The sequence below is a fragment of the Streptomyces sp. NPDC006476 genome (assembly GCF_040612015.1).
Lineage (GTDB): Bacteria > Actinomycetota > Actinomycetes > Streptomycetales > Streptomycetaceae > Streptomyces > Streptomyces griseorubiginosus_B.
Genome location: NZ_JBEXPK010000044.1, coordinates 68339 through 78810, shown reverse-complemented (window position 1 = coordinate 78810; position 10472 = coordinate 68339). Strand labels below are relative to the sequence as shown.

General features: G+C 72.2%; 7 protein-coding genes, 1 tRNA gene and 1 other RNA gene. 6 read left to right on the top strand and 3 right to left on the bottom strand.

What is annotated here, in order from left to right; all coding sequences use genetic code 11:
- Positions 1 to 185: 185 nt before the first annotated feature.
- On the top strand, positions 186 to 965 hold the full coding sequence (locus ABZZ74_RS36550) for a DNA-formamidopyrimidine glycosylase family protein (protein ID WP_356772444.1): 780 nt from the start codon (positions 186 to 188) through the stop codon (positions 963 to 965).
- 24 nt (positions 966 to 989) lie between these two features.
- Here ABZZ74_RS36550 and ABZZ74_RS36545 read toward each other — a convergent pair whose 3' ends face one another.
- Positions 990 to 1415 carry a plastocyanin/azurin family copper-binding protein gene (locus ABZZ74_RS36545; protein ID WP_356772443.1) on the bottom strand — a complete coding sequence of 142 codons (426 nt, stop codon included), beginning with the start codon at positions 1413 to 1415 and terminating at the stop codon, positions 990 to 992.
- A gap of 734 nt (positions 1416 to 2149) precedes the next feature.
- On the opposite strand from ABZZ74_RS36545, the gene ABZZ74_RS36540 reads away from it, so the two are divergent.
- The gene (locus tag ABZZ74_RS36540) at positions 2150 to 2302 is read left to right on the top strand and encodes a hypothetical protein (protein WP_356772441.1); all 153 of its coding nucleotides are present in this window, start codon (positions 2150 to 2152) and stop codon (positions 2300 to 2302) included.
- Positions 2303 to 2389: 87 nt separating this feature from the next.
- Here the strand turns inward: ABZZ74_RS36540 and ABZZ74_RS36535 are convergent, their stop codons facing one another.
- Both ABZZ74_RS36535 and ABZZ74_RS36530 read right to left on the bottom strand, forming a co-directional pair.
- A complete protein-coding gene (locus ABZZ74_RS36535) occupies positions 2390 to 3811 on the bottom strand; it encodes an ATP-binding protein (protein WP_356772454.1) in 1422 nt (473 codons plus the stop codon).
- 483 nt (positions 3812 to 4294) lie between these two features.
- Positions 4295 to 4382: transfer RNA gene (locus tag ABZZ74_RS36530), tRNA-Ser, on the bottom strand.
- A 72-nt stretch (positions 4383 to 4454) separates the two neighbouring features.
- Between ABZZ74_RS36530 and ffs the strand changes: the two genes are divergently transcribed.
- The 4 genes from ffs to ABZZ74_RS36510 all read left to right on the top strand — a co-directional run.
- An RNA gene (ffs, locus tag ABZZ74_RS36525) (signal recognition particle sRNA small type) lies at positions 4455 to 4553 on the top strand.
- Positions 4554 to 4607: 54 nt separating this feature from the next.
- Positions 4608 to 7208, top strand: a complete 2601-nt coding sequence (locus ABZZ74_RS36520) for a DNA polymerase III subunit gamma and tau (RefSeq protein ID WP_356772439.1) — start codon at positions 4608 to 4610, stop codon at positions 7206 to 7208.
- Positions 7209 to 7451: 243 nt separating this feature from the next.
- Positions 7452 to 8702, top strand: a complete 1251-nt coding sequence (gene purD, locus ABZZ74_RS36515) for a phosphoribosylamine--glycine ligase (protein ID WP_356772437.1) — start codon at positions 7452 to 7454, stop codon at positions 8700 to 8702.
- 397 nt (positions 8703 to 9099) lie between these two features.
- Positions 9100 to 10472, top strand: a 1373-nt coding sequence (locus tag ABZZ74_RS36510) for a hypothetical protein (RefSeq protein ID WP_356772452.1), incomplete at its 3' end; no start/stop codon positions are given.

The following is a 10472-nucleotide window of genomic DNA, read 5'->3' as shown; positions in this document are numbered from 1 at the left end:
GCGCACATCCCCGTCTCCCCCGAGGCGACGGAACTCCTCTCCGGCAAACCCACGACCGGTTCGGTCACCGTGCCGGCGGGCGAGGTGGCGGTGGTACGGGAGCTGTTGCGGGGCTGAGCGAGTGGTACGGGGCGCTGATGCCCGCCTGGGTGGCGGGCTGGGCCGCCCGGTGCTGTGCTGTTGCCATGCCTGAGCTGCCGGACGTCGAGGGTTTCCGGCAGGTGTTCGTGTCCTGCGCGCAGGGCAGGGTCATCGGCCGGATCGACGTGCGGGACGCGGGCGTACTGCACGGGACGAGCGTGCGCGGGTTCCGCGAGGCGCTGGAGGGGCGGCGGTTCACGGCGTCCGAGCGGCGCGGGAAGTGGCTGCTCGCGCACACCGGCGGCCCCACGCTGATGCTGCACTTCGGGATGACCGGGAGCCTGGTGTGCGCCCGTCCCGAGGAGGAGGCCGAGGCCCACGACCGGGTCCTGTTCGGCGTGGGCGCCCGGCGCCAACTCCGCTTCCGCGACCAGCGCAAGCTGCAGGGGCTGTGGCTGGCGTGGGGCGGCGACGAGGTCGAGCGGATGCTCGCCCGCCAGGGGCCCGACGCGCTGACGGTGGGACGGGCGGAGTTCGAGACCGTGCTCTCGGAGCGCCGGGCCGCCGTCAAGACGGTCCTCATCGACCAGTCCGCCCTGGCCGGACTCGGCAACCTGCTCGCCGACGAGATTCTGTGGCGGGCGGGCCTGCGCCCCGGCGTCCGGGCGAACGAACTCACCGAGCCCGACCGCCGCCGCCTCTACGAACAGATGCGCCGCACCCTGCGCTCATCGGTCACCGCCGGCCGCGTCCCCCCACGCCCTTCCTGGCTCACCGGCCACCGCGACGACCGCACCCCGATCTGCCCACGCTGCGGCACCCCGCTACGGCGCTCCCGTACGGCGGGAAGGGGAACCGTGTGGTGCCCGCGCTGCCAGCCGTGACCGGCCGGGGTCCGAGCGGACCCTTCAGGAGACCTTGATGTGGGTGTCCATGCCGAGCTGCTTGTGGCCGGGGACGGGGCAGTACAGCTCGTAGGTGCCCTTCTTGAGGGTGACCGTGAGCGCTGCCATGCCGCCGCCCTGGAGGTTCTTGGTCTTCACGTCCGACACCCCGGGCCCGTCGATCTCCAGGGCGTGGGTGACCTTGCCGGCGTTGTCGGCGGTGAAGGTGTAGGTGCCGGGCGTGAAGGAGTTCCGGGACAGCTTCAGTGAGTACTCGGTCTCGGTGACCTTCACCTGCGTCCCGGACCCGGCCTTGGCCGCGCCCGCGGCGCTGCTGGAGTTGCCACTGCCACTGCCACTGCTGCCGCTTCCGCTGGAACAGGCGGCCAGAAAGAGCGCGGCGGAGAACGCCAGCGCCGTCGTGCGGAGTGCGACTCGGGTCGAGATCACCACGTGGATCATCCCCTTCGGGCTTTATGAGGTGATACGAGGCCGAAGGTCACTTTGTTCATGATCAGGCGCTTTGCTGATGATTGGCTGCTCTGTCCATGATCCGACGGTTTCCGGACCCCGGCGCTCCTCGAGCCACCGCCCCGGCGGCTTTCCTGGGCGCGGACACTGACAGCGGTGTGATCCCCCGCCCCCAACGCCCACACGACTGTGCTGAACCGCGCGCTCTCCCTGTCTCCCGCGCGCCCATCTCGCGCCGGTCTCCTGGGCGGCCCCGTCCCCATCCTCATCTCGTCCGTGCTGTGGGGCACGACCGGAACCGCGAGCTCCCTGGCACCGGCCGGCGCCCCGGCGGCGGCCATCGGCTGCGCCGGTCTAGCCCTAGGCGGCACCCTGCTGCTCCTGATCTCGCGCGCCGCCCGCTCACTGCACGCGGCCTGGCACCCGCGCCAAGCGACGTCCGCTCCTGCTCGGCGCCCTGGCGGTGGCTGGCTATCCGGTCGCCTTCTACCCGGCAACGGCCCGTACGGGCGTGGCCGTGGCCACGGTCATCGCTCTGGGCGGCGCGCCGGTCTTGGCGGGCCTGCCGTCCTGGGCCCCGAACTCATAGCCGCCTCCACCCCGATGGACCTCACGGGCGTGCTGCCCGCTGCGGGCGCCGGACTGTCGTACACCGTCTGCTCGCTGATCGCGGCCGGCTCATCACCACCCACGGCCATCCGTCCGACGCGGTGATGGGCGCCCTGTTCGGGACGGCGGCCCTGCTGGTCCTGCCCCTGGTCCTGGCCCTGGACACGCACTGGCTCGTCACCGTCCTGAACGAACACCTCCCGGCGTCCTGGTACGGCCCGGCGACCCTGTTCGCGTCCCTACTCCTCCTGTCCTGACCCTCCCGAAGCGCGACCGAAGCTGGCCGCCGAGACCTACCGATACCTACAGAGGGCCGGCGAAGGCGGAGGATGCGAGTGCCCTGATCACACCTTGCGCCAGGCGGTGAGCAGTTCGTCGGGGCCGTAGGCCGCCTGCAGGCCGGAACACCCGATCCCGCTGCGAGAGACCGCCACGAGCGGTACTGGCTCGTCGGTGACCGCCGCCCGGTGCTTCTGCAGTGCCGCCAGGTCGTGGCTGTCGAACGCGGAGTTCTCCAACCACTTGACCGAGCCGAGGAAGAGCAACTGCTTGGCCACCGGCTGCCGGTCGGCACCCACCAAGTCGATTTCCACATCGTTGCTGCGGGTCCAGTATCCGCCGATCGCCGGGGCGGCGGGCAGGAGCCCGTCCGGCAGCAGGCGGGCGAGGGATTCCCGGACCAGTGGCTCGATCGCGCGGCCCCGCCAGCTCGTCCACTGCTCCTTGATGCGGCTCAGAGTGAGGTCCCCTCGCATCCGCTCGATCTCCGCCATGTGCGGATCCAGAAACGCGAGCCAGAAGCGCAGGTAGGGGTCGGCCACCCGGTAGCGGCGTTCCTTCGACGGCCTGAGCGAGAGCGGCAGTTCGGCGGCCACGACCCCTTTCTCGGTCAGGACGTCAGTGGCCCGGGTGAGAGTGGTGTGGGCGATGCCGCCCGCCGCGCGAGCGATGTTGGTGAAGGTTCGCTCCCCGGATCCGATGGCCCGTAGGACTTCCCTGCTCATCGCCTGCGGTGGAAACTCCGCGGCAAGTGACCGTTCAGCGGAGACGAGCAGCGCCGAGATCGGGTTGTCCAGCGAGTCGCGGAGGAACTCCCGGACATCCGCTCCGGCCCGCCACTCGGCACAGATCAGAGGGAGGCCTCCCGTGACCAGGGCGGCGTCGAACGCGGCCGCCGGAGACAGACCGAGCATGTCGCCGATGTCGGCCGGGTTCAAAGATCCCACGACCATTTCCCGCCCCCGCTGGTGAAAGGGCCGGTCGTAGCTGTTCAGCGCCTCCATCATCGACAGATCGGACCCGACCAGAAGGAGAAGCACCGGCTTGCGGCTGAGCAGCCGGTCCCATGCCCGCTGGAGCATGCCCTCGAAGGCGTCGATGCGGTCCATCAGGTACGGAACCTCGTCGATGACGACGACGCTGGGAGCATCGTCGGGCAGGACCTCCGCAAGCAGCCTGAGTGCCGCATTCCATTGCGCCGGGGTCTCCTCCGAGAACAGTTCCCGCTCCGGCAGGGTGGATCTGGCGACGGCGTCCAGCAGCTCGGTCAACTCATCCTCCGCCGTGCCGCCCGCCGCGGTGAAGAAGAGGTACGGCGCCCCGGTCCGCCGGATGAACTCCTCGACGAGGCTGGACTTGCCGACCCGCCTCCGTCCGCGCATGAGGATGCACTGACCGGGTCTCGCCGACCCGACGGCGTCGCGAACCGCCTGCAAGGCGTTGCCGAGCACGCTCAGCTCGCGTTCCCGCCCGATGAAACGACGCATCCGGACTCCCGGGGAAGATAGTATCTCTGGCGATACTATCTCTATCGCTACCATTCTCGGCGATGGGCGGAAGCCGAGACGGACGATCGCCAGAGGCCCGGACCTTGACCAGGTTCCGGGCCTCTCGTCTGGGGCGGCTTCGGCGCACGCGTGAAGATCGGCAGTGGCTGGGGCGTCTACAAGGCGCTGTACCGACGGTCCGGAACAGCAACCTCCAGGCGAGCGCTTTCGCCGGCCTGTGCGGAGAGTGCGAAGTTTTTTACCCACGGTGAGACAGCTGTCACGACGGCTTCCAAGACCGGCCGCCGGATCGAGACAGCGCGCGCGATGACCCGCCAGTTCTTCGGCAAACGTGGTTGTCGCCCGGCCGGTTGGCAAAAGGTTGGCCAGGCCGGTGCGGACACTAGCCCACCGACAGATGTGACAACGACGAAGGGTCCCCTGTTTCCAGGGGACCCTTCGACATCGTGCCCGGTGAGGCACTGGCGGAGGATACGAGATTCGAACTCGTGAGGGGTTGCCCCCAACACGCTTTCCAAGCGTGCGCCCTAGGCCTCTAGGCGAATCCTCCGCCGGAAACATTACATGACCGAGAGGAGTGCTCGCGAACTCGTTCCCACCCGCTGACGTCGGGTACTCTGTGCGGAGCCCCTCACGCGGCGCTATCTGACTGAACTCCCCCAGGGCCGGAAGGCAGCAAGGGTAGGTTGGCTCTGGCGGGTGCGTGGGGGGCGCTTGCGTTCCGGGGTCCCGGCGGCGGGGCTGGTTGTCAGTGGGCGCCTATAACCTCGTATGCGTGTCGTCTCTCGCGCTGTACCGCCGCTATCGCCCGGAGTCGTTCGCCGAGGTCATCGGGCAGGAGCATGTCACCGACCCGTTGCAGCAGGCGCTGCGGAACAACCGGGTCAATCACGCGTACCTGTTCAGCGGCCCGCGCGGATGCGGCAAGACGACCAGCGCCCGGATCCTGGCCCGCTGCCTGAACTGCGAGCAGGGACCCACCCCGACGCCCTGCGGAGAGTGCCAGTCCTGCCGGGACCTGGCGCGGAACGGCCCGGGCTCCATCGACGTCATCGAGATCGACGCGGCCTCTCACGGTGGTGTGGACGACGCCCGTGAGCTGCGCGAGAAGGCCTTCTTCGGACCCGCCGCCAGCCGGTACAAGATCTACATCATCGACGAGGCCCACATGGTCACGTCGGCCGGCTTCAACGCACTGCTGAAGGTCGTCGAGGAGCCCCCGGAGCACCTCAAGTTCATCTTCGCCACCACCGAGCCCGAGAAGGTCATCGGGACCATCCGGTCGCGGACCCACCACTACCCCTTCCGGCTCGTGCCGCCGGGGACCCTGCGGGAATACCTGGGCCAGGTGTGCCAGAAGGAGAACATCCCGGTCGAGGAAGGCGTCCTGCCCCTCGTCGTGCGCGCCGGCGCGGGGTCCGTGCGTGACTCGATGTCCGTCATGGACCAGCTGCTCGCCGGTGCGCGGGAGGAGGGTGTGACGTATGCCATGGCCACCTCCCTCCTCGGCTACACCGACGGCTCCCTTCTCGACTCCGTCGTCGAGGCCTTCGCGACCGGCGACGGCGCCGCCGCGTTCGAGGTCGTCGACCGGATCATCGAGGGCGGCAACGACCCGCGCCGCTTCGTCGCCGACCTGCTGGAGCGGCTGCGCGACCTGGTGATCCTCGCCGCCGTGCCGGACGCCGCCGAGAAGGGGCTCATCGACGCCCCCGCCGACGTCATCGAGCGGATGCAGGCCCAGGCGAGCACCTTCGGCGCGGCCGAGCTCAGCCGCGCGGCCGACCTCGTCAACGACGGCCTCACCGAGATGCGCGGCGCCAACTCGCCCCGCCTCCAGCTCGAACTCATCTGCGCACGCGTGCTGCTCCCCGCCGCCTACGGCGACGAACGCTCGGTCATGGCCCGCCTCGACCGCCTGGAGCGAGGCGTCAACTTCTCGGCGGGCTCGGGTGCGGGCACGCCCGCGATGGGCTACGTACCGGGGCCGGAGGCGCATGCGGGACCGATGGCGGCTGGTCCGGTGCCTCCCGGCGGCGGTCCTGCCGCGGCGAGGGCGGCGGTACGGGGCCCCGGGGCGGGGGCGCCGGGGGCTGGTGGCGTGCCCGCGGGTTCCATGCCGGGCGGCTCCGGGGCGGGTGGCCCCGGGGCGAGCGGGTCGGTGCCGGGTGGGGCCGGGCCTGGCGGGTTCGGTCCTGGTGGCTCCGGGCCGGGGGGTGGTGTGCCAGGCGGTGGTGTGCCGAGTGGCAGCGGTCCCGGTGCCGGTGTGCCTGGGGGTGGGATTCCGGGGGGTGGAGCAGGCGGCCCGGCGGTAGGGGGTACGTCCGGGTCGGCGCCCTCTGGCGATCCGGCCGGCGAGTCCACCGGCCCGGGCGCACCCGGCGGCTCGGGTCCCGGCGCGACTCCTCCCGGAGGCCGGTCCGAGCACGCCCAGCCTCCGCACCAGCCCTCCTCGCCCGCGACGCCCGTCCCGGCCCCCGCTCAGGCTCCCGCGCCCGGCGCCTGGCCCACCGCGGCCACCGCCGGCAGCGGCCGGCGTCCCGGCGGCTGGCCGACGGCGAACGCGGCGGGCGCCGGTTCAGGTGCAGGGGCAGGTGCCGGTCAGGCCCCGGCCACGCCCAGCGCCGCGTCCACTCCGGCCCCGTCGGCCCCCGTACCGGCCCCACAGTCACCGGCACCGGCGTCCCCCGCGCCCACCTACGCGCCTCCCAGCGGCGGTCTCGACCCCCGCATGCTCTGGCCGAACATCCTGGAGGCCGTCAAGAACCGCCGCCGCTTCACCTGGATCCTGCTCAGCCAGAACGCCCAGGTCGCCGGCTTCGACGGCACGACTTTGCAGCTGGGCTTCGTCAACGCCGGCGCCCGGGACAACTTCGCGAGCAGCGGCAGCGAGGACGTGCTGCGACAGGCGCTGGCCGAGCAGTTCAACGTGCAGTGGAAGATCGAGGCGATTGTCGACCCGTCCGGCGGCTCGGCCCCCGCACCGACCGGCGGCCCCTCCGGCTTCAACGGCGGAGGCGGCGCGCAGGGCGGTTACGGCGGCGGTGGTGGCGGAGGAGGCGGCTACGGCACGACGGGCGCCCCCAGCGCTTCCTACACCGGTGCCTCCTACGGCGGTGCTACGACGGCTCAGCGCCCGGCACCGCCGCAGTCGACGCCCACCACCCCCACCGCGTCCACGTCCGTTCCGGCTCCCCCTGCGGCGGCCACACCGGCACCCCAGCCGTCCACCCCCGAGCCCCCCACCCCGGTCGCCCCGGAAGACGACATCCCCGAGGACGACGACCCCGACCTCAACGAATCGGCCCTCTCCGGCCATGAACTGATCGTCCGGGAACTGGGAGCGACGGTGGTGGAGGAGTTCACGAACGAGTGACGGCACCGAGCCCACCCACGACACTGAACCCACCTGCAGCACTGAACCCACTCGCGGTACCGAACCCACCCACTACCGGGCCGGGATCGGCCATGTTCGGCTCTCCCGGCCGAAGCGGGGCTGAGCGGGCAGCACCCCGAGCGGCAGCCGCGACGCCCCGGCGGCGTTCGGAGGAACATACAGGAAGGCCCCCCGCCCGCCCTCGGCAACCCGCACAAGGCCACGCCGGTTACCCTGAACCCCGTGAAGGTCCTCGTCATCGGTAGCGGCGCCCGCGAACACGCCCTGTGCCGTTCCCTGTCCCTCGACCCCGACGTCACCGCCCTGCACTGCGCCCCCGGCAACGCAGGCATCGCCGAGGTGGCCGAGCTGCACGCGGTCGACGCCCTCGACGGCAAGGCCGTGGCCGCGCTGGCCGAACAGCTCGGCGCCGAGCTCGTGGTCGTAGGCCCGGAGGCGCCGCTCGTGGCCGGTGTCGCCGACGCCGTGCGCGAGGCGGGGATCCCGGTCTTCGGCCCCTCCCAGGAGGCCGCGCAGATCGAGGGGTCGAAGGCCTTCGCGAAGGAGGTGATGGCGGGCGCCGGCGTCCCCACCGCGCGGTCCTACGTCTGCACCACCCCCGACGAGGTCGACACCGCCCTCGACGCCTTCGGCGCCCCCTACGTCGTCAAGGACGACGGTCTCGCGGCCGGCAAGGGCGTCGTCGTCACCGCCGACCTGGACACCGCCCGGGCCCACGCGAACTCCTGCGAGCGCGTGGTCATCGAGGAGTTCCTGGACGGCCCCGAGGTCTCCCTCTTCGCGATCACCGACGGCCAGACGGTCCTCCCGCTCCAGCCCGCCCAGGACTTCAAGCGGGCCCTCGACGGCGACGAGGGCCCGAACACCGGCGGCATGGGCGCGTACTCCCCGCTCCCGTGGGCCGACCCCAAGCTCGTGGACGAGGTCCTGCAGACGGTCCTGCAGCCGACGGTGGACGAGATGCGCCGCCGCGGAACCCCGTTCTCCGGTCTTCTCTACGCCGGCCTCGCGATCACCTCGCGCGGAGTCAGGGTCATCGAGTTCAACGCCCGTTTCGGCGACCCCGAGACCCAGGTGGTCCTGGCCCGGCTGAAGACCCCGCTGGCCGGCGTCCTGCTCGCTGCCGCGAACGGCACCCTCGCCGACCTGGAGCCCCTGCGCTGGAGCGAGGACGCCGCGGTCACCGTGGTCGTCGCCTCGCACAACTACCCGGGGACCCCGCGCACCGGCGACCCGATCACCGGCCTCGACGAGGTCGCCGCCGAGGACGCTCCGCACGCCTACGTCCTGCACGCCGGCACCAAGCGCGACGGCGACGCGATCGTCAGCGCGGGCGGACGCGTCCTGTCGGTCACGGCGACCGGCAGGGACCTCACCGCGGCCCGCGACCGCGCCTACCGGGCCGTGGCCCGCATCCGCCTCGACGGCTCACAGCATCGCACCGACATCGCGGCGAAGGCGGCGGGCGCCTGACCGGCCGTACGTCCGGATGAACCCTCCAGGCCCCGTGTCCGTCTTCGGATGCGGGGCCTGATTGCGTCCCCGCCCCGCGAAACGAACCCGAGAGCACCCGGCGGCCAACCCAAAAGCACCCGGCGGCGAATTCGAACCTGAGTCAATAACCGGGGCCTGATCCTCGCTGACCGTCATCCACCTCTGACCAAAGCCATTCCATCGAGTGACCGCTGCCCCATCCCGCTGACGGGGGCGGGGGCCCCAACTAGGGTGCGGCGCAAGCGTTCCGGCACTTGGCCCACCGGCATTGCGATGTCAGTGGCGGGTGCCACAGTGGGGGAGTGGGCAACGCCAGACGGCCAGCCGGCCGGGACAGTCAGGGAGGGGGTGAGGTCCGGTCGTGACCGGTACCGCGATGGGTGTGGAAGCGGGCGCGCAGGCAGCGCGCTCGAGGGCTCTCGCCGTGCTGCGCGTCCGCAGCCGTGCGCTGGCCGTGGCCCTGCTCCCCGCGGCCCTCGCCGTGATCCTGCTGGCCGGCGGTTCCACGGGGCATCTGGTGGGTTCCTTCTGGCACGCGGCCCGCTGGGCCGTGACCCCCGTCGCCGTGGCGGTCCTGCTGGCCGCCGGCGCCGTCGCACTGGTCATCGCGCGGGCCCGGCCGGCCGTGACCCCGACGGTCCCGATCGCGGAGGAGTCCGCCCCCGACCTGTACCGAATGGTGCGCGACCTCGCCGACCGGCTCGACGTCCCGGCACCGTCCGCGATAGCGCTCACCCCGGACTGCGACAGCTGGCTCGAGGACCGCACCCACCCGGCCCACGGCCCGCCCCCGGCCGACGACCGTGCGGACGAGATAGCCGGCGTCCGCGCGTCGCACCACCGCCGTGCGCCGGCCGCGCCGGTCCTCGTCATCGGCTCCCCGTTCCTGTGGTGGATGCGCGTCGGCGAGCTGCGCGCGGTTCTCGCCCCGGTCGTCGCCGGTACGGGTCCCTCGGCGCATCCCGACATAGCCGCCGCCCGCCGTTTCGTCCGGGGTCTGGACGCCGCCGTGGCCGTCGCCTCGTCGTCCGGGCGCTGTCCAGGGACCCGTCTGGTGTGCGCGGGGATCGGCGCGGTGGCCCGTCTCCTCCTGCGCGGCTGCCGGGAGCACGCCGCGCTGATGGAGCGCGGGGTCGCGGCGGCGGCCGCCGAGCGTGCACAGGCTGTGGACTACGGACTGCGCATCGTCGCCCAGGAACAGGTCGGTCTGGCCTACGCGGGCTGGGACCGGCTGCTCACCCGGGTGGCGCTGCCCGCCTGGCGGATGGGCCGCTGGCCCTCTCGCCTGGACGCCGGGGTGGTGGCGGCGCTCACCGAGCTGTCCCGCCGCGACCGTCTGGCCGAGGGCTTCGCCTCCCGTCTGGGCGAGCGCCCCGCCTGCGACCTCCTGGAGGAGCCCGGCGCGGTCGACGAGGCCGCCTCCCTGCTCGCCGCCCGTCTCTTCCACGGCGGCCCCGAGGCCGGCCCCGACTGGTCGCCGGTCGACTGGCAGGAGTACCCGGAGGAGGTCGTGGACCGCAAATGGCGCACCGACGCGGCCCGCCTCCACCGGGTCCTGGACACCCTGGGCATCACCACCGGTCCCGCTCCGACACCTCCCGAGGGCCCCAACCTGGCCCGCGTCATGGACCACCTGTCGATGCCGCACGGACCCGCGGCCACAGACGGCGAGGAGGCCCAGACCCCCATGCCGCACGGACCTGCGGCCACAGACGGCGAGGAGGCCCAGACCCCCATGCCGCACGGACC